Source organism: Virgibacillus alimentarius (assembly GCF_000709085.1).
Taxonomy (GTDB): Bacteria; Bacillota; Bacilli; order Bacillales; family Amphibacillaceae; genus Virgibacillus_B; species Virgibacillus_B alimentarius.
In genome coordinates this window covers 18,196-38,466 of record NZ_JFBD01000021.1, presented here as the reverse complement: position 1 = coordinate 38,466, position 20,271 = coordinate 18,196, and the positions used below count along the sequence as shown (strand labels likewise).

Here is a 20,271-nt window from a genome sequence, read left to right as displayed (position 1 = left end):
GTTCAATCCGCAAGGGGGAAAAGAATTGTCCCAAATGATCCTAAGACCATTATCTAGGAACATCACACAACGTCCAAGAGATTTAACATATTTATCATTTCATTATTTAAACTCCAAATGAGTTACCTGGAACGGATGGCGGCGACTCCTGCGGGAAAAGCATGAGTCTTGAGACCCCGCAGGAAGTGAACTTCTTCCGAGGAGGCTCAAGCCATGCCCGCGGAAAGCGTCCGCCAGCAGTGAAGGGTAACGGAGTTACGCTCAAAGTGTTATTAGGTAGATTGAAAATAATTAATAAGAAAATATTTAAGACTAAACATATTATACGAGGGGGAATGTTATGGAGGTTTTGGTTGCTATTTTCTTTTTTATATTCGGCCTCGTTTTTGGCTCATTTTTTAATGTGGTAGGGTTACGTTTACCGGTAAATAAAAATTTTTCTACTGATTTTTCCATTTGTCCAAATTGTAAACATCGACTTTCATGGATCGACTTGATTCCTGTCTTATCATTTATTATACAACGAAGCAAATGTCGTTATTGTAAGAGTAAAGTATCATATATTTACCCAATGGGTGAAACAGTTACAGGAATTTTATTTACAGTTAGTTATTTAAAATTCGGTTTTACACTTGAACTCATTACGGCTTTGTTAATCGTATCCATGCTAATGATTATTTTAATATCGGACTTAACATTTATGGTAATTCCAAATAAAGTCTTGCTGTTTTTTTTACCTTTATTTACAATTGCTCACATTCTCCAGCCACTCCATTCGTGGTGGGCATCGATTGTCGGGGCACTCATTCCCTTTGGTATGATTGCCATAATCATTATAGTCAGTCGAGGGGGTATGGGAGCAGGTGATATGAAGTTGTTTGGAGTCCTCGGATTTATTTTAGGATTAGAGAAAACCTTACTCACTTTTTTCCTTTCCTGTTTAATTGGTGCGATTGTCAGCACTCTGCTGTTATTTTTAAACATCCTCAAACGCAAACAGCCTTTTCCCTTTGGACCGTATATTATTATAGGAACATTGATTTCTTACTTTTATGGAAATGAGATTATTACCTGGTATGTCAATCTTTTATTCCCCATTGATACACAAGCAAGTCTCACCGCATGAATTTCCACTTTACTGATCCCACAATATACCATCAAATTCCAATAATAGAAAGAACGAAGCTAAACTCCACACTTGTTCTTATTTAATACTTCCATTCATAAACTAAATTATATAATTGGAAAGGGAAGGGGAGATTAATTTGCAGCACTATGCAATTTTACGTCTATTACTAGCTGGATTTTTTCTATATTTTGCGTGGCCATTGATTCCAGAAGCAACAACACAACTAGAAATTGTTTTTTGGGGAACCTGGCTAGTATTCTTTTTAGTGGTTGTCGGGGCAAATTTGGCAACTCTTTTACAAATGACACTGCCTCCAGTTATGGAACAGGATAGAGCTAAGCAACGCCAAACCCAGAATCATTGAGGTTCTATTCAATCAACTGTATAATAAGAAATAGTTAATGTGACTATTACAGTTGAGGCCGGGTGAGTAAAGTACTATGAAAACGAAACATGAACAAATAATAGAGCATATTATATCACTTCAGGTAGGGAATAAAATATCGGTTAGACAAATCGCAAAAGATTTAAATGTAAGTGATGGAACTGCATATCGTGCGATTAAAGAAGCAGAGAATCAAGGTTTAGTAAGCACAATCGAACGTGTTGGCACCATACGAATTGAACGTAAGGAAAAAGAAAACTTTGAGCGCCTTACCTTTGCAGAGGTGATCAATATTGTGGATGGACAAGTTTTAGGAGGTGGAGATGGCCTTCATAAAACATTGAACAAATTTGTAATCGGTGCCATGAAACTTGATGCGATGATGCGCTATACTGCTGCGGATTCTTTATTGATTGTAGGTAATCGGATGAAAGCACAAGAGCTAGCTTTAAGTGCGGGTGCTGCAGTATTAATAACTGGCGGTTTTGATACAGAGGAACATATTAAACGTTTAGCAGATGAAAAACAGTTGCCGCTTATTTCAACAAGTTACGATACGTTTACAGTAGCCACGATGATAAATCGTGCCATCTATGACCAGCTAATAAAAAAAGAAATAATATTTGTTGAAGATATCGCGACATCTTTTCAGAAGGTTTATTATTTAGATGCCAAAAATACAATCGCTGATTGGTATCGATTAAATGAACAGTCAAAACACTCAAGGTTCCCTGTTGTTGATAAAAAAAGACAGGTTATTGGCATGGTAACTTCAAAAGATGTTATTGGACAGGAAGATCATGTATTTATTGAAAAAGTTATGACAAAAAATCCTTTAGTTGTTCAGGGAAAAACTTCTCTGGCATATGTTGCACATATGATGGTATGGGAAGGTATTGAATTGGTTCCGATCGTGGATCAGTCTTATCAGTTCCAAGGAATTGTCTCTAGGCAAGATGTGTTAAAAGCATTGCAGCAAATTCAGCGGCAACCTCAAGTGGGAGAGACAATTGATGACATTGTATCGAGTGATATTATGACGGTTGAAGCGGATCAGACAATTTTCCAAACGACAGTTACACCTCAAATGACTAACCAGTTAGGAACGTTGTCTTATGGTGTATTTACAGCTTTAATTACTGAGGCAAGCAGCAGATTACTATTACATGTTAAAAAAAGTGATTTAGTTGTGGAAAATTTGACAGTCTATTTCATTAAACCTGTGCAAATTGATAGTAGACTGATTATCAAACCACATCCACTGGAAATTGGTAGAATTTATGCGAAAATTGATGTAGAAATTTTTAATGATCGTAAACTAGTAGGAAAAGGATTAATCATGGCCCAATTAATTGACCGCTAAAAAGTGAAAAAGCTGACTACTTTAAGCAGTCAGCTTTTCTCTTACAAATACGCTTAAGCGTTTAATCTTTTCCATTCCTTCTGGTAGTGTTTTGTTTCTTTTAAACCAGTAATCAATTGCATTCCGCCAAGAATTAAGAAAACAATTCCTATAAAAAGTGAAAAGCGTGTTTGGTAAAATAAGTATTGATTGATACCAAAAAAGAAAACAAAACTTCCAAGGCAAATTCTAGATTTTGCATTGAAATATGCTTGTGTAAGAGGATCTTTGCTTTTTACTATTGCGACTTTATAATATACATAGAAGACAATTGACAGAACGATAATAATTGGAAAAATAATCATATCATCTACTCCTGCTAAAGATTTCTTACTTTCTTTAACTATTGTAGCTTGTTTTAGCTTATTTAGCCAGACTGAAAAATTATTAAATTGAATGGGGAAATGAAATGACTATTAAACAAATAATTCAAACTATTAAAGAATACGAATCGATTATAATTCATCGCCATGTTCGGCCAGATCCTGATGCCCTTGGTTCGCAAGCAGGTTTAAAGGAAATAATTAAACAATCCTTTCCTGATAAAAAAGTGTATATCGTAGGTGAAGAAGATCCAGCTCTTCACTTCTTAGTAAGAATGGATCAGGTAGATAACGAGGAATACGAACGAGCGCTCGTTATTGTGTGTGACACAGCAAATGTAGATCGCATTAGTGACGAACGATATCGACTTGGTGAACAAATCATTAAGATCGATCACCATCCGAATGTTGACCAATACGGGGATATCAGGTGGGTAAATACATCAGCGAGCTCTACATGTGAAATGATTTACGAATTTTACTTACAAGCCAGGGATGAAGGTTTTCAACTAAATGACGATGCAGCCCGGTTGATTTATGGTGGTATTGTAGGAGATACTGGCAGATTTTTATTTCCAAACACGACGAAAAAAACATTTCAATATGCAGCTGAACTTGTATCTTATAATTTTGATCGAGTAAATTTATATACAAACTTGTATAGTATAAAAGACAATATAGCAAAATTAAAAGGTTATATATTGCAAAACTTTAAATTATCTTCATCAGGTATGAGTAGTATAAAAATAACAAAAGCTATTTTAGAAGAATACGATATAACCCCAATGGAAAGTAGTTCTTTAGTCGGTACTTTAGGCGATATTGAAGGAATCAATGCATGGGCTATCTTTATAGAAGAAGAGAATTTGATACGTGTACGCCTCCGTTCAAAAGGACCGGTTATTAATGATATTGCCGCTAAATATAATGGTGGAGGTCATCCGATGGCGGCTGGTGCTTCCGTGTATTCATGGGAAGAAACGGATAATGTTATCCAAGATTTAGAACAGGTTTGCAGATCCTATGTTGATTAACATCACGCTGATCTTACAGTGAGATCAGCGTTTTAAAATAGCATTTCACTTATTCTTGATCCGATATAGGGATAAACCAGCACCCAATATTCGTACGATCACAATGTACCTGTAAATTATACTTCTTAATGTCACGTAATAATAACCGGATTAGCTCATATGATTCTGCATAGGCTGACTGTCCCTTTTTAAGCTGCTTCATTTTTTCATCTCTGATTTGCCGCTCATTCATAATGAACATCATACTCCTTCCCTTTACATTAGAATCTAAGTATCCATCAAAAATGATTATATGATACGGGACAGGAAAATGATGACTATTTTAGGATGAGATTTTTGCTTTTGCAGTTATCTTTACTTTTTTTGCGATGGTTAATCGTTGGATTTCAAAATAATAGTTGAGATCGTCTATAGAAAAGGTTTTATTTTCAATTGTTGATAAAAGAAGCTGATCATTTTCAGCAACAACGGAAATGTCTTGTCCGATAATGTGATTTATTTCTTGTTTTATCATTTCTTCTAATTGATGTACGATCAAGCGTTCTAAACGAAGCTGTTTTTTGTTTGTTATATTTATTTCAATGGAATCAATGGTGTATGATTCCTTTGATTTTTCATCTAAATCTTTTTTATCCTGCAACAATACTTCATTTTGTTTTTCTAGTTCTGTTAACTCTGATTGTAAATTTAAATTCTGCTCAACTAAGCGCTCATACATTGATCCATACATATAGATGAATATACAATATGCAATAATGCCCCCAAAAAACATACCAATAAAGAACCGCTGCCAGCTTTCTTTTTTATGATAAGGAGGAATATGCATTAGGCAACATCCTCCTGAATAAGCCAATTAAGCAACACAATCGCGGCTTTTACGCCACCCATTGCTGATATAATAAATAAGATTTGTTTAATGAGGTCGATTGTTGACCCATCAAGTAATCCTCTTTCAAAATTAGCAATAGCGTCAAATGTACCTCCGATTGCAGCCACGATTGCCCAAATACGTAACCCTCTTGCAATTCGATTCATTGCTGTCAAAGGGGCTTCTCCAGTAACAAATGATCCGATGCTGCCAATGACAGCACCACCCATAATTACTCCAAAAGCAATAAAAAAGCAATGAATAAAAGTAACAAAAAATCGTTCTTCCATTTTAAGACTCCTTTGAAAAGTCGTAGTCATAAAAATATATGAAAGAAAAGGACAAGATATGTAAATTCTTTATAATTCATTCACAATCAAAATTTCTGCTTAAGTTTGTTCAGATGCATGTAATTCTTAGATTCGTTATAATATATTTAGAGAAATTGAAGGCGGGATAGCATGTCTTTTACACACTTGCAAGTACGCAGTGGATATAGCTTAATGAATAGTACCATTACAATCGAAAAACTAGTTAAAAGAGCTAAAGAATTAAATTTTAAGGCGATAGCCCTTACAGATGAAAATGTCTTATATGGAGCCATTCCTTTTTTTCAAGCCTGTAAATCAAATGGATTGAAACCTATTATTGGGATGTTAACGACAGTTGTAAGTTTAAATCAGGAAAAAGATCAATGTATCTTGTTAGCCAAAAATAACGATGGATATCAAAACTTAATGAAGTTAAGTACATATATTCAAATGAATAAAAAGGACTCGATTGACAAAGAAGCGTTAGGTTCATTGACAAGAGATCTTTTGTGTATTCTTCCGGTACAAAATAGTGCATTAGCGACTCTACTATATAATTATCAACAAGAAGCAGCAGAGTCTTATGTTGATGCATGGAAAGATATGTTTTACACGGGTGATTTTTATTTAGGAATCCAAGATCATGGACGTGAGGAAGAACGAAAGCTGCATAAATTAATAAAAGCTTTTCACAAAATAAAACAAATTCCTGTCGCTGCGCTTAATGATGTTCGTTATCTTGATGAAAAAGACGACGTTGCTTATGATTGCTTACAAGCAATGAAAAGAGGGGAACGCTGGTCTTTAAAAATTACTAATCCAGCGGTGAAACAGCACCATTTACGGACAACCGAAGAAATGGATCAATTATTCGGATCCTTTTGGCCAGAAGTGATTAAGGAAACAGAAAGCATTGTCAAAAAATGTGACGTTTCGTTCAACTTTAACAACCGGATAATGCCTACTTATCCTGTTCCGGGACAAATGGACTCGCATATCTATTTGGATAAAATATGCTGGCGCAATGTAAATCAAAGGTACAGTGCGATAACAAAAGAAATTTCTGATCGACTGACGTATGAACTGAAGGTTATTAAGTCAATGAAATTTAGTGATTATTTTTTAATCGTATGGGACTTTATTTCTTATGCGAAGAAAAATAATATTATAGTTGGCCCAGGGCGTGGTTCTGCAGCTGGCTCCTTGGTGGCTTATGTATTAGGGATAACTGATGTAGATCCAATTAAATATGGTTTATTATTTGAACGATTTTTAAATCCGGAACGAATTACAATGCCTGATATTGATATTGATTTTTCGGACAACCGGAGGGATGAAGTAATTGAATATGTGCGAGAGAAGTACGGAAAAGAGCATGTTGCACAAATCATTACTTTCGGTACTTTTGCTCCCCGATCTATATTAAGAGAACTAATAAAAACAATTGGTATTAATCAACCCGATGCTTATTTCATCATGAAACACATCCCTACAAATGCGCAAAAAAGAATTGTGAATTATGTAGAGGAGTCAAATGAACTTAAGCAATATATTAAACAGTCGGAAAGCTTAAAATTGCTATTTACAATAGCGGAAAAGTTAGAAGGTTTGCCAAGGCATGTATCAACACATGCAGCGGGAGTCGTTATTAGCGATAAACCTTTAGTAGAACACGCTCCGTTAACTACTGGCTCAAATGAAACAAGTTTAACACAATATTCAATGAATCATCTAGAAGCTATTGGGTTGCTAAAGATTGACTTTTTAGGTTTGCGAAATTTAACATTGTTAGAAAAGATTATTCGATCAGTTCAATTTTCAAGAAATAAAGATATTTCATTACAAGAAATTCCATTGACTGATTCTAAAACATTCGCTCTTTTGCAAGAAGGGAACACAAATGGAGTTTTTCAACTAGAATCGAACGGTATGAAACAAGTACTAAAGAACTTAAAACCTACCGAATTTGAAGATATTGTTGCAGTTAATGCGTTATTTCGACCAGGACCAATGGAGTATATTCCTGTTTATACAAAGCGGAAAAACAAATCTGAACAGGTTGCATATCCTCATCAAGATTTAGCGTCTATTTTAGAGAAAACCTATGGTGTATTAATCTATCAAGAGCAAATTATGCAAATCGCCCATCAGATAGCTGGGTTTACACTTGGCCAAGCCGATATTTTACGGCGAGCTGTTAGTAAAAAAAATGAAATCGTAATGCAGGAGCAAAGAGAAGCATTTGTACGAGGGTGCTTGCAAAATGGATATGAAAGAAAAATAGCAGAGCAAATATTTATGTGGATAGTAAAATTTTCTAATTATGGCTTTAATAGAAGTCATGCGGTTGCATATAGTAAAATTTCATATCAGTTAGCTTTTTTAAAAGCGCATTACCCAGCGAATTTTTTTGCGGAATTATTGAGTTCCGTTGCCAATCAACAAGATAAAATTGACCTTTATATTAAAGAAGCAAAAGGTTTGAAACTATCAATAGTATCGCCATCAATAAACAAAAGTTACGGGAAGTATACGGTTGAAGGAGAGTCAATCCGAATCGGTCTCCTTTCTGTCAAGGGAATTGGTGGTCAAGTGGTTAAAGAAATTATTCGTGCTCGTAAGGAGAAACCATTTAAAAGTTTATTCGATTTTTGTTTACGTGTTTCATTTAAAGTAATAAATAGGCAAGTGCTCGAAAATCTTATTTTAGCTGGAGCATTCGATGAATTGTACCCAAATCGTGCGAGTTTGCTTGCAACGATTGATCCAGCTATGGAACAAGGAGAGCTGTTCCGTGAATTTAAGGATCAAACTGCTTATTTTAAAGACCAAATAAATTTAGATGCTACCTATATCAAAATGGATGATTTTAGTCAGATAAGGAGATTGACATTTGAAAAAGAACTCTTAGGAGTTTATGTGTCCAGTCATCCATTAAAAGATTATAGAACGAAGCTTAGAAAAAATGGTTATATCACGATGAGCAATGCCAAAAAATTAACAGGAAAAAACAATCTTAAATGCGCAGTAATCGTTCAATCCATTAAAACCATTCGAACGAAACGTGGTGATCCAATGGCATTCATAACCATTGGAGATGAAACTGCCGATATGCAGGCGGTAGTTTTTCCAGAACTTTATCGAAATAAAGGAAAATGGCTAAAAGAAGAAATGATGATTTTTGTATCCGGAAAAACCGAAATAAGAAATAATAGTGTGCAATGGCTGCTTTCAGAAATCGCCCCTTTTGATACAAGTGTTTTAAATCAAGAAACTTCACATCGTTTATTTATCAAATTAACGCAAAAGCATAGTGAAGAGGCATTATACTGGCTGCGGAAAATTGCTTGTAAATTTCCAGGAAGTACGCCGATAATAGTGTACCATGAAGAGAGCAGACGCACTTATAAACTAACCGGTAATTATTTTATAAATCCAAATAATGAGTGTATACAAGTTCTAAAAAATTATTTTGGCAAGAGAAGTGTTGTTTTAGAAAGATAAACAAAAACTTTACAGATTATTCCTATCTGTTATAATTAAATGATTAAGTGGTCTGACCACCTTGTGAACGCATGAAAAAAATAGTACTATTTTTTATTAAAAGTATTTTATGAAGATGAATGGCCATAAATCATAGATAAATTTTTATAAGAGGGAGCGAGTAAAGCATGACAAAATTAAGAGATGAAGCATTACATGTTCATAAAACAAATAAGGGGAAACTTTCGGTACAGTCGAAGGTTCCTGTTCGCAATGCAAAAGATCTAAGCTTAGCATACTCCCCGGGAGTTGCAGAACCATGTAAGGAAATTTATGATCGCAGAGAGACTGTGTACGATTATACAATGAAGGGAAATATGGTTGCTGTAGTAAGTAATGGATCAGCGGTTTTGGGATTGGGAAATATTGGACCAGAAGCTGCTTTACCGGTAATGGAAGGTAAATCAGTGCTTTTTAAAAGCTTTGCAGGAGTGGATTCATTTCCGATTTGTCTAGAAACAAGTGATGTTGATGAGGTTGTTCGTACAGTGAAGTTAATGCAACCAACCTTTGGCGGAGTAAATTTAGAAGATATTGCTGCGCCTAACTGTTTTATTATTGAGGAGCGTTTAAAGAAAGAAACGAATATCCCTATTTTTCATGACGATCAGCACGGTACAGCCATTGTGACAGTAGCTGGATTAATGAACGCTTTAAAACTTGTAGGAAAATCATTCTCAGATATAAAAGTAGTAGCTAATGGTGCAGGTGCAGCAGGTATTGCAATTATTAAACTACTTTATAATCTTGGGGTACGAGAAGTTATTATGTGTGATTCCAAAGGAGCTATTTTTGAAGGTCGTGCCAATGGCATGAATGAGGTTAAAGAACAAATAGCTACGAAAACGAATAAGGAAAGAAAACAAGGATCTCTTGAAGAAATGGTAGAAGGGGCAGATGTATTTATAGGTGTATCTGTTGGTGGGGCCTTAACACAAGATATGGTAAGGAAGATGAATGATGATCCAATAATTTTTGCCATGGCTAACCCAGATCCGGAAATATTACCGGAGGATGCAAAAAATGCAGGCGCAAAAATCATTGGTACTGGTAGATCAGACTTTCCTAACCAAGTAAATAACGTACTTGCATTTCCAGGTATTTTTCGCGGTGCTCTAGATGTACGGGCGACACGTATTAATGAAAAAATGAAAGTTGCAGCAGCTGAAGGCATTGCTTCCCTTATCAATAATGATGAATTAAGTGAAGATTATGTTATACCTGCCCCTTTTGATCCACGTGTAGCACCAATTGTAGCTTCAAGTGTTGCTAAGGCAGCTATGGAATCCGGTGTTGCAAGAATACAAGTAAACCCTGAAGACGTTGCTGAAAAAACTAGACAATTGACAGAAATAAATAAATAGATTTTGTCAAAGGGAGGAACCATGGCTGTGTCCATGTCACCTAAGCAGAAGGTATATCAAGGAGTATTAAAAGAAATTCGCCAGTTTATTGATAACAATCAATTGGAGTCTGGCGATAAACTGCCTTCAGAAAGGGAATTGTCCGAAAAATTACAAGCGGGCAGATCCTCTATTCGGGAGGCTTTACGTGCATTGGAATTATTAGGGTTGATTGAAACAAGACATGGTGAAGGAACTTACTTAAGTACATATCGTTCACTTCAAACCGTTGAGTTATTATCCTCTTTTATATTACAAAAAAGCGTTACGAAAGGCGATTTGTTTTCAACAAAAAAAATGTTGGAAAAAGAAGCTGCGAAACAGGTGTTTTACGATCTTGATGAAAATGATTTGGACAGGCTACGATCAATTATCGATAATTCAGAACTTCTTCCATACGATAAACATGTTATGTTTTTTGAGTATTTATTTGATAAAACTAAAAATCTGTTGTTGAAAAAAGTATGGCAACTCATGGAGAGGTTTTCATTTACCATTAATAAAAGCTATTATAAGCCATCTTTTTATGAAGAGCTACTCCAAAATTATATGACTAATCAATATGGGCTGATTGAAAACTTATTTAATGGGGTGGTTTTACCTTATGAAGATTAATGTTACACAGATAGAGATAATCTTTTTATGCCTGTGAAACTTTTTAACACATCGACCTTTTACGACACCTTTTATCTATTAGTTCTACTATACTTAAAAAGTATAACTACAATCGCTTCTGTTATCATTACTTGGTGCGCCAGGGATTGTTTAAAAAGGAGGAATAACCTTGCTTAAGGATTTTTTTGGCAAGAAAAGCAAGAAAAGAAAATACGCATCCATACCAAGTGAACATTCAAAATTAGATGTTCCAGAAGGGTTAATGCAAAAATGTACAGGATGTTATAAAATTTACTATCGTAAAGAAATGCAAAAAAACCTCAACGTTTGCCCAAATTGTGGAAAGCATCACCAATTAAAGGCCTGGGAACGGATTGACAGTTTATTCGATGAAAATACATTTCAAGAATGGGATAAACAATTAATATCTATTAATCCACTTGGTTTTCCGGAGTATGAAAATAAACTTGAAAAAGATCGGGAGAAAACAGGGATAAATGAAGCCGTTGTAACCGGAAAAGGATTGATAGAAGGTAACATTACAGCATTTGCTGTTATGGATGCTAGTTTTCGTATGGGCAGTATGGGTTCGGTTGTCGGCGAAAAAATAGCGCGTGCGATTGAAAGAGCAAAGGACGAATCGCTGCCTTTTATTATATTTACAGCCTCTGGCGGAGCTAGAATGCAGGAAGGCGTACTAAGTTTAATGCAAATGACTAAAACTTCGGTCGCTATTGAAAGATTTTCCAAAGCCCAAGGCTTAATGATTTCAGTTATGACACACCCTACAACGGGTGGTGTATCTGCTAGTTTTGCCTCTTTAGGTGATTATAATTTTGCTGAACCTGCAGCATTAATTGGTTTTGCAGGAAGACGTATCATTGAACAAACGATTCGTGAAAAGCTTCCTGAAGACTTCCAGACTTCTGAATTCTTACTCAAGCATGGTCAATTAGATAAAGTAGTTCATCGACACGAGATGAAAGAATTACTTAAAACGTTAATTGAAATGCATCAGAAGGGTGGCAGGAAATGATGAAACAATTGCTGGAATTTGAAAAACCAATTATAAATCTTAAAGAAAAAATAGCTGAATTAAAATCACTTACAAAAGATAGTGAGCTTGATCTTACAGACGAAATTAGTACGTTAGAGAAAAGATTACAACTGCTAGAAGATGATATATATGGAAATTTGAAACCTTGGGATCGGGTCCAAATGGCAAGACATCAAGAACGCCCTACTACTTTGGATTACATAAATGCATTGTTTACTAATTTTATTGAAATGCATGGAGATCGTCTGTTTGGTGATGATGCTGCTATTGTGTCGGGAGTTGCTTATTATAAAGATGAACCAGTTACAGTTATTGGGCATCAACGCGGCAAAGATACCAAAGAGAACATTCGCAGAAATTTTGGGATGCCTCATCCCGAAGGTTACAGAAAAGCGCTACGGCATATGAAGCAGGCGGAAAAATTTAACCGTCCTATTATATGTTTTATAGATACTAAAGGTGCTTATCCAGGAAAAGCAGCAGAAGAAAGAGGGCAGAGTGAAGCAATAGCACGAAACTTAATGGAAATGGCAGGTCTGACTGTCCCAATTATATGTATTGTAATTGGTGAAGGCGGAAGTGGAGGTGCTCTTGGATTGGGAGTTGGTGACCAAATCCACATGCTTGAGAATTCTACTTATTCGGTTATCTCCCCGGAAGGTGCAGCAGCACTACTATGGAAAGATGCGGGATTAGCTCAAAGGGCAGCGGAAACAATGATGATCACTTCTTATGATTTAAAAAAGTTAGGGATTATTGATGAAATTATTCCGGAACCAAGAGGTGGGGCACATCGTGATGTTAAGTTGCAAGGTGAAAATATTAAAAAGGTATTAGACCAATCATTAGAATTATTACGCAAGTATTCGACAGATGAATTGCTAGAAAAAAGATGGGAAAAATATAAACAAATTGGTGAATATAGTATGCTTGAAAATTAGTAGAGGTTGACATAATCGTCAACCTCTACTAATTTTCCTATTCAATAAAAGCGATTGTTTAAAATTAATTAATTGATATTTTATAGTATTACGCTTATCTTTAAATTAGGAAAGCAATGTTAAGCCATAGAAGTGCTTGATTTGAGGTGAAATAATGAAAAAAATAGGTGTCTTAACAAGTGGCGGGGATGCTCCTGGTATGAATGCAGCCATTCGAGCTGTCGTTAGAAAAGCTATTTATCATGGTATAGAAGTTTATGGTATAAAAAATGGCTTTCAAGGTCTTATCGAAGGAAATATAAGAAAAATGGAAATAGGATCTGTTGGCGATATTATTCATCGTGGAGGTACAATGTTATATTCTGCGCGTTGTGATGAATTTAAAACAAACGAAGGTCAAAAAAAAGGAATTAATCAATTAAAAAAAATAGGGATTGAAGGTTTAATTATAATTGGAGGAGATGGAAGCCTTCGAGGAGCACAAAAACTAAGTGAAAAAGAATTTCCATGTATCGGTATCCCTGCTACGATTGATAACGATATAGCAGGGACAGATTTTACGATTGGATTTGATACAGCGCTTAACACTGTTATTGAAGCAATTGATAAAATTCGCGATACCGCTACTTCACACGAACGGACTTACGTCATTGAAGTAATGGGGCGAGATGCAGGGGACATAGCATTATGGGCTGGTCTTGCTGATGGAGCAGAAAGTATTTTAATTCCAGAACAGCCAAATGAATTTCCAGATGTGATTAATCGGTTAAGAAGGGGACATGAACGTGGAAAAAAACACAGTATTATTATTTTAGCTGAAGGTGTTGGAAGTGGGGTTGAATATGGTCAGCGTATTCAGGATGCTACCGACTTGGAAACTCGTGTAACTGTGCTTGGACATTTACAACGTGGAGGTTCTCCAACCGCAGCAGACCGCGTCTTAGCAAGTCGTCTTGGAGCACAAGCGGTAGACCTATTGCTTTCAGGTAAAGCAGGATTAATGGTAGGGTTGGAAAACAATAACTTAGTTCATCATAATATATTACGTATTTTAGAAGAAGAGCATATGATTAATTTTGATATGTATCAATTATCGAAAGAGTTATCTATTTAGGAGGAAATGAAACATGAGAAAAACAAAGATTGTTTGTACGATTGGACCTGCCTCTGAGTCTATCGAAACATTAACGCAATTAATTGAATCAGGAATGAACGTAGCACGCTTAAACTTTTCCCATGGTGATTTTATAGAACATGAACAGAGAATTAAAAATATTAAAGAGGCCGCAAGAAAAGCGGGTAAAACCGTTGCGATTTTGTTAGATACAAAAGGACCAGAAATCAGAACAGGTGATTTTATAGATGAAGAAACACAACTAACTGAAGGAAATATCGTCTATGTAACAATGAAGGAAATGCAGGGTACCGAAGAACGATTTACAGTGACATACGGTGGATTAATTAACGATGTGTTTAAAGGGGCAAACATCTTACTGGATGACGGACTTATTGCTTTAGAGGTTTTAGATATCGATAAAGAAAATCAAGAAATAAAAACAAAAGTACTTAATTCAGGTATTATTAAAAGTAAAAAAGGGGTGAATATCCCAAACGTACAGGTCAATTTACCTGGTATAACAGAAAAAGATGCAAAAGATATTGAATTTGGAATCCAACAAGGTGTCGATTTTATTGCTGCATCTTTTATAAGGCGTCCTTCGGATATTTTAGAAATAAAAGAATTGCTTGAAGAACATAATGCAACGCATATCCAACTTATTCCTAAAATAGAAAATCAGGAAGGTGTCGATAATATTGATGGAATTTTAGAAGCTAGTAATGGAGTAATGGTTGCTCGTGGTGATTTAGGTGTGGAAATACCTGCAGAAGAAGTACCGCTTGTACAAAAAGAATTAATCAAAAAATGCAATAATGTTGGAAAGCCAGTGATCACAGCAACGCAAATGCTAGATTCCATGCAAAGAAATCCCCGTCCAACAAGAGCGGAAGCCTCAGATGTAGCAAATGCTATTTTTGATGGTACAGATGCAATTATGCTTTCAGGTGAGACTGCAGCAGGGCACTATCCAGTAGAATCGGTCCAAATCATGAGCAATATTGCCCTTAAAGCAGAAACAGCCATAGATCATAAAGGTGTTCTTAGAGCTCGTTCTAAGTCGGTAGATATGACAATGACAGATGCTATAAGCCAGTCGGTTACACATACTGCGACAAATTTATCGGTTAGTGCGATTATTACCCCGACAGAGAGTGGTCACACTGCACGAATGATCTCGAAATATCGACCGAAGGCTCCAATTGTTGCAATCACATTTTCTGATGTTGTTAATCGTCAATTATCGTTAGTATGGGGTATACATCCGGTTCAAGGGAAACAGGTCTACTCTACGGATGAAATGTTAGACATTGCAATTGATCGCGGTTTAAGTACGAACCTTTTTGAACGTGGAAGTAAAGTAATTATTACGGCTGGTGTTCCAGTAGGAGAAAGTGGTACAACGAATTTAATGAAAGTTCATGTGATCGGTGATATTATTGCAAGAGGTCAGGGAATTGGAAGACGCAGTGCATATGGAAAAGTTGTAATTGCAAAGAATGCTGAAGAAGCTCTTGCAAAAGTAGATGATGAGGATATTCTCGTAACTTATGGAACGGATAGAGATATGATGCCTGCTATCGAAAAAGCTAGTGGAATTATTACAGAGGAAGGCGGATTAACTTCACACGCGGCTGTTGTTGGGTTAAGCCTAGGTATTCCGGTCATTGTAGGGGTAGAAAATCTCTTTGATTTAATTGAGGATGGAAATGATATCACGATCGATGGTGCAAAGGGAGATATTTATCAGGGACATGCAAGTGTACTATAATTAAAACGTAGATCAAAAAATGTCTCGTTTAGGGGAATAATAAACAATAATTCTTCTAACTAAAGACAGTGAAAGGGTGAAGTAGTATGCGGTGGTTACTACTTATACTACTAATTTTACCAGCATTAGAAATTGGTGTGTTCATATGGGCTGGAGGTATTATCGGGCCATGGTGGGTTGTTGGATTGATCTTACTAACGGGAGTTGTTGGCGTGGCAATTGCCAAGCAGCAGGGGACCGAAACATGGAGAAGGGCAAGAATAACTATGAGTCACGGGCATGCCCCTACTGAACAAATCATGGATGGCATATGTATTTTCATTGGCGGTGTATTTTTATTTACACCCGGCTTTATTACGGATATAGTAGGGTTTCTTTTGGTTTTGCCTTGGAGTCGAATCCCTTTTAAAAATAATTTACGGAAATTTATTAATCGGATAATAAATAAGAATACAATTATTTATCGTAGATGGTAATTTACTAACCTTTGATAAATTGCCACACTTGCTTTGCAATTCCCGTTTGATAAATCACATGTAATACAACAAGTAATAGCGGGGCTAATATTAATCCAATAAAGCCCCATAGCTGGATGCAGATAAAAAGCGAAATAAGCGTTGCAAGCGGGTGTAATCCTACATTCATTGAAAGTAATTTCGGCTCAATGATTTGGCGCAATATTGTTACAAACATATAGAGGAAAGTTAAGTTTATCGTTAATGAATAATTCTCACTAAAAAATAAAAAAATAATCCAAGGAATAAAAATGATTCCTGTCCCAATATAAGGTAATAAATCAACCACCGCAGCTATTAATGCGATTGTAAGAGCGTGATCTACTTGTATCATTAAAAATCCTATATATATACTGCCACATGTAATAGAAACGAGCAGAAATTGTGCCTTGATAAATCCAAACAGAGCTTTTTTTAGGTGAATAACCATATTTTTTCCCGACTCACTCATTGCATTAGGTATTACCTTTTCGATGGAGTACTTTAATGTATACCAATCATTTGTTATAAGGAAAGTTGATAATATAATAAAAATAAAAATTGTAATAGAATTAGGAAGCATAGACAAAAAAACAGGTATTTTTAACAGTAAATTTTTTAAGATAAGAGCTCCAGAAGATGATATTTGGTTTATAAATTGTTGAATATTTTCATTTAAAGTTATTTGCTGTGACGAACTTAAAGAATGAAAAAAAGATGTAAACTTATGGTATAAAGGTAATATGTTATCTTTTAAAAATCTTTCAAAAAAGCTTACAAAAGTTTGTAAATGGGCTGGTAAGTGCTCAGCTAAATAGGTTGTACCCTGAATGATTTCACTGAAAAGTAAGATGCCTATTCCAGAGGTGATTGCAAAAGTAATAATGATGGTAAGGCCAGTTGCCAAACTACGGGGAAGTTTCATTTTGATTTCCATCATCGTTACAATTGGATTAAGAGCAGCAGAAAAAAGTATAGCAATTAAAAAAGGCAAAAGTAAAAAGAATGTATATTTTATCATAAAATATATACTTAAAACCACACTAATAACTAAGAGGAGCCTTAGCATTCTGTGTATCAATTGCTTGTCCATATCAATAACCTCATTTGCTTATGCAATTTAAAAGCCTTTGTAATATTACATATGCTGCCTTAGCAAAAAAAAGAAGGTAATTTTCTAATGAGATGAACTGCAATTATGTTTTATTTATGTGTAATTTATTATAACTTTCTTAAAATAAAGTCTTATTTAAAATAAATGATTTTAATTCACATTAGTTACATAATACACTATAATTGTGCATGGGGCAGATCAATAGTAAGCAATAATTTTTGTGAAAGTTTTATCATTAATTGTTTTATCAAAAAGGAGAGGGTTTGTTATGACAACAGCTAAAGGTCTTGAAGGGGTTGTAGCAACTCAATCGTCAATTAGTTCAATTATAAATGATCAACTAACATATGTTGGTTATACAATTGATGATTTGGCAGAAAATTCTAGTTTTGAAGAAGTTATCTATTTATTATGGAATTTGAAATTGCCAACAAAATCAGAATTGGATGCGTTTAAAGCTGAATTGGCAGATAATATGAAGTTGCCTGAACCAGTAATTGATCATTTACGATCCTATGATTTATCAACTGTTCATCCAATGGCTGCACTAAGGACTGCTGTATCTTTACTTGGGCTATATGATGATGAAGCAGATGTAATGGAAGAGGCTGCTAATAAACAAAAAGCACTTCGTATCCAAGCAAAAATAGCTACGATAGTAACTGCATTTGCTAGAATTCGTAAGGGTCTAGATCCGGTAGAACCAAAAAAAGATTTAAGCTTTGCGGAAAACTTCTTATATATGTTAAATGGCAAAGAGGCCAAGGATATAGAAGTTGAAGCCATTAATAAAGCATTAGTGCTTCATGCAGATCATGAATTAAATGCCTCAACATTTACAGCGCGTGTTTGTGTTGCAACTTTATCTGACATTTATTCTGGTATTACTGCAGCAATTGGTGCACTAAAAGGACCATTGCATGGTGGAGCCAATGAGCAAGTCATGAAAATGCTGACGGAAATTGATAGTGTGGAAAATGCAATCCCATATATTGAAGAGAAGTTAAAAAATAAGGAAAAAATTATGGGTATGGGACACCGCGTATACAAAAGTGGAGACCCTCGAGCAAAACATTTAAAGCGTATGTCAAAAGAATTAACAAAAATTACTGGTCAAGATAAATGGTACACGATGTCAGTGAAAATTGAAGATTATATAAAAGGAGAAAAAGGTCTTCCTGCTAATGTGGACTTTTATTCTGCTTCTGTCTACCATAGTTTAGGTATTGATCATGATTTATTTACTCCTCTGTTTGCAATGAGTCGTGCTTCAGGTTGGCTGGCACATATTTTAGAACAATATGATAATAATCGTCTTATTAGACCTCGTGCTGATTATATCGGGCCAGAGACCCAAAAATATGTTGCAATTGAGGATAGAAATTAATTTGATTTCATTCATCCATCATAATATTTGTTGTTATTAACCACTTTTTATTTATTGTGGTAAAATAATATAGGTATGAACATAACAGGAGGGTTTTTTAATGACTCAAGGTGAAAAAATTACAGTAAATAATGGGGAGATGAACGTACCAAATCGTCCTATAATCCCTTTTATTGAAGGAGATGGGACAGGCCCTGACATTTGGGCAGCTGCAAAAAGAGTGCTTGAAGCAGCAGTTGATAAAGCTTATAACGGTGAAAAGTCTATTGACTGGAAAGAAGTATATGCTGGTCAAAAGGCATTTGATAAAACAGGTGAATGGTTACCAGATGAAACACTTGAAAAAATTCGTGAGTATAAAATTGCTATTAAAGGACCATTAACTACGCCAATCGGTGGAGGCTTTCGTTCGTTGAACGTTGCCTTGCGTCAGGAATTGGATCTATTCACATGTTTACGTCCAGTTCGTTACTTCGACGGTGTTCCATCACCAGTTAAACGTCCAGAAGACGTTGACATGGTAATATTCAGAGAAAATACAGAAGATATTTACGCTGGTATTGAATGGCAAAAAGGCACAGCGGATGTAAAAAAAGTGATTGATTTTATGCAAAATGAAATGGGAGTAAAAAATATTCGCTTTCCTGAAACATCTGGTATCGGTGTTAAGCCAGTATCTGAAGAAGGTACAAAGCGTTTAGTTCGTGCAAGTATCGAATACGCATTAAATGAAGGACGCAGAAATGTTACTTTAGTGCACAAAGGAAATATTATGAAATTCACGGAAGGTGCATTCAAAGCATGGGGCTATGAAGTAGCTGAACAGGAATATGGTGATAAAGTATTCACATGGGCTGAGTATGACCGTATTGTTGAAAAAGATGGTAAAGATGCTGCTAATAAAGCACAAGACGAAGCAGTAAAGTCTGGAAAAATTATCGTTAAAGACGCAATTGCGGACATTTTCCTACAGCAAATTTTAACAAGACCAAAAGAGTTCGATGTTGTTGCAACAATGAACTTAAATGGTGACTATATATCTGACGCACTAGCAGCTCAAGTTGGCGGAATCGGGATTGCTCCGGGAGCTAATATTAACTATGATACTGGACATGCAATTTTCGAAGCTACACACGGAACAGCTCCAAAATATGCTGGTTTAGACAAAGTTAATCCATCTTCTGTCATTCTTTCTGGTGTATTAATGTTGGAACACCTTGGGTGGAGAGAAGCAGCTGATCTCGTAACAAAAGCGATGGATAAAACAATTGCTTCTAAAGTTGTTACTTACGACTTTGCACGTTTAATGGATGGTGCTACAGAAGTAAAATGCTCAGCATTCGGTGACGAGTTAATCAAAAACATGAATTAATCGTT

Annotated in this window: 19 protein-coding genes; 14 read left to right on the top strand and 5 right to left on the bottom strand. The window is 35.5% G+C overall.

The annotated features are described in order from the left end of the window. The first annotated feature begins 340 nt into the window (after positions 1 to 340). The 3 genes from GZ63_RS0104650 to GZ63_RS0104640 all read left to right on the top strand — a co-directional run bounded on the left by GZ63_RS0104650 (position 341) and on the right by GZ63_RS0104640 (position 2,877). Positions 341 to 1,126, top strand: coding sequence for a prepilin peptidase (locus GZ63_RS0104650; protein WP_029267345.1), 786 nt, complete (start codon positions 341 to 343; stop codon positions 1,124 to 1,126). Between the two features lie 139 nt (positions 1,127 to 1,265). Continuing rightward, on the top strand, positions 1,266 to 1,493 hold the full coding sequence (locus tag GZ63_RS0104645) for a hypothetical protein (RefSeq protein WP_029267342.1): 228 nt from the start codon (positions 1,266 to 1,268) through the stop codon (positions 1,491 to 1,493). Between the two features lie 76 nt (positions 1,494 to 1,569). Beyond that, on the top strand, positions 1,570 to 2,877 hold the full coding sequence (locus GZ63_RS0104640) for a DRTGG domain-containing protein (RefSeq protein WP_029267340.1): 1,308 nt from the start codon (positions 1,570 to 1,572) through the stop codon (positions 2,875 to 2,877). A gap of 53 nt (positions 2,878 to 2,930) precedes the next feature. On the opposite strand, the gene GZ63_RS0104635 is transcribed toward GZ63_RS0104640, so the two are convergent. Beyond that, the gene (locus GZ63_RS0104635; protein WP_029267338.1) at positions 2,931 to 3,221 is read right to left on the bottom strand and encodes a YtpI family protein; all 291 of its coding nucleotides are present in this window, start codon (positions 3,219 to 3,221) and stop codon (positions 2,931 to 2,933) included. A 104-nt stretch (positions 3,222 to 3,325) separates the two neighbouring features. Between GZ63_RS0104635 and GZ63_RS0104630 the strand changes: the two genes are divergently transcribed. Further along, positions 3,326 to 4,273: a DHH family phosphoesterase gene (locus tag GZ63_RS0104630; protein ID WP_029267337.1), complete on the top strand. Its 948-nt coding sequence runs from the start codon at positions 3,326 to 3,328 to the stop codon at positions 4,271 to 4,273. 49 nt (positions 4,274 to 4,322) lie between these two features. Here GZ63_RS0104630 and GZ63_RS0104625 read toward each other — a convergent pair whose 3' ends face one another. The 3 genes from GZ63_RS0104625 to GZ63_RS0104615 all read right to left on the bottom strand — a co-directional run bounded on the left by GZ63_RS0104625 (position 4,323) and on the right by GZ63_RS0104615 (position 5,431). Next, on the bottom strand, positions 4,323 to 4,514 hold the full coding sequence (locus tag GZ63_RS0104625; protein WP_029267335.1) for a hypothetical protein: 192 nt from the start codon (positions 4,512 to 4,514) through the stop codon (positions 4,323 to 4,325). An 81-nt stretch (positions 4,515 to 4,595) separates the two neighbouring features. Continuing rightward, complete coding sequence (ytrI, locus tag GZ63_RS0104620; protein WP_029267333.1) at positions 4,596 to 5,099, bottom strand: sporulation membrane protein YtrI; 504 nt, start codon at positions 5,097 to 5,099, stop codon at positions 4,596 to 4,598. Continuing rightward, positions 5,099 to 5,431 (bottom strand): YtrH family sporulation protein, encoded by a 333-nt coding sequence (locus tag GZ63_RS0104615; protein ID WP_029267330.1) that lies wholly within the window; start codon positions 5,429 to 5,431, stop codon positions 5,099 to 5,101. Before GZ63_RS0104615 ends, ytrI begins: the two co-directional genes overlap by 1 nt. Before the next feature lie 171 nt (positions 5,432 to 5,602). Between GZ63_RS0104615 and dnaE the strand changes: the two genes are divergently transcribed. The 8 genes from dnaE to GZ63_RS0104575 all read left to right on the top strand — a co-directional run bounded on the left by dnaE (position 5,603) and on the right by GZ63_RS0104575 (position 16,375). Beyond that, positions 5,603 to 8,956: a DNA polymerase III subunit alpha gene (gene dnaE / locus GZ63_RS0104610; protein ID WP_029267328.1), complete on the top strand. Its 3,354-nt coding sequence runs from the start codon at positions 5,603 to 5,605 to the stop codon at positions 8,954 to 8,956. Positions 8,957 to 9,123: 167 nt separating this feature from the next. Then, positions 9,124 to 10,359 (top strand): NAD(P)-dependent malic enzyme, encoded by a 1,236-nt coding sequence (locus GZ63_RS0104605; protein ID WP_029267327.1) that lies wholly within the window; start codon positions 9,124 to 9,126, stop codon positions 10,357 to 10,359. 21 nt (positions 10,360 to 10,380) lie between these two features. After that, positions 10,381 to 11,013 carry a FadR/GntR family transcriptional regulator gene (locus GZ63_RS0104600; RefSeq protein WP_029267325.1) on the top strand — a complete coding sequence of 211 codons (633 nt, stop codon included), beginning with the start codon at positions 10,381 to 10,383 and terminating at the stop codon, positions 11,011 to 11,013. 169 nt (positions 11,014 to 11,182) lie between these two features. Next, on the top strand, positions 11,183 to 12,049 hold the full coding sequence (gene accD / locus GZ63_RS0104595) for an acetyl-CoA carboxylase, carboxyltransferase subunit beta (RefSeq protein WP_029267323.1): 867 nt from the start codon (positions 11,183 to 11,185) through the stop codon (positions 12,047 to 12,049). After that, positions 12,049 to 13,011, top strand: coding sequence for an acetyl-CoA carboxylase carboxyl transferase subunit alpha (gene accA, locus GZ63_RS0104590; protein WP_029267321.1), 963 nt, complete (start codon positions 12,049 to 12,051; stop codon positions 13,009 to 13,011). Before accD ends, accA begins: the two co-directional genes overlap by 1 nt. Before the next feature lie 154 nt (positions 13,012 to 13,165). After that, positions 13,166 to 14,125 (top strand): 6-phosphofructokinase, encoded by a 960-nt coding sequence (gene pfkA / locus GZ63_RS0104585; protein WP_029267319.1) that lies wholly within the window; start codon positions 13,166 to 13,168, stop codon positions 14,123 to 14,125. A gap of 13 nt (positions 14,126 to 14,138) precedes the next feature. After that, positions 14,139 to 15,899, top strand: coding sequence for a pyruvate kinase (pyk, locus tag GZ63_RS0104580; RefSeq protein ID WP_029267317.1), 1,761 nt, complete (start codon positions 14,139 to 14,141; stop codon positions 15,897 to 15,899). An 86-nt stretch (positions 15,900 to 15,985) separates the two neighbouring features. Continuing rightward, positions 15,986 to 16,375 (top strand): FxsA family protein, encoded by a 390-nt coding sequence (locus GZ63_RS0104575; protein WP_029267315.1) that lies wholly within the window; start codon positions 15,986 to 15,988, stop codon positions 16,373 to 16,375. 4 nt (positions 16,376 to 16,379) lie between these two features. Here the strand turns inward: GZ63_RS0104575 and ytvI are convergent, their stop codons facing one another. Further along, the gene (gene ytvI, locus GZ63_RS0104570; protein ID WP_029267313.1) at positions 16,380 to 17,486 is read right to left on the bottom strand and encodes a sporulation integral membrane protein YtvI; all 1,107 of its coding nucleotides are present in this window, start codon (positions 17,484 to 17,486) and stop codon (positions 16,380 to 16,382) included. A gap of 289 nt (positions 17,487 to 17,775) precedes the next feature. On the opposite strand from ytvI, the gene citZ reads away from it, so the two are divergent. Together citZ and icd are read left to right on the top strand one after the other, a co-directional pair. After that, on the top strand, positions 17,776 to 18,894 hold the full coding sequence (citZ, locus tag GZ63_RS0104565; protein ID WP_029267311.1) for a citrate synthase: 1,119 nt from the start codon (positions 17,776 to 17,778) through the stop codon (positions 18,892 to 18,894). 100 nt (positions 18,895 to 18,994) lie between these two features. Continuing rightward, positions 18,995 to 20,266, top strand: a complete 1,272-nt coding sequence (gene icd / locus GZ63_RS0104560; RefSeq protein ID WP_029267309.1) for an NADP-dependent isocitrate dehydrogenase — start codon at positions 18,995 to 18,997, stop codon at positions 20,264 to 20,266. Positions 20,267 to 20,271 lie beyond the last annotated feature (5 nt).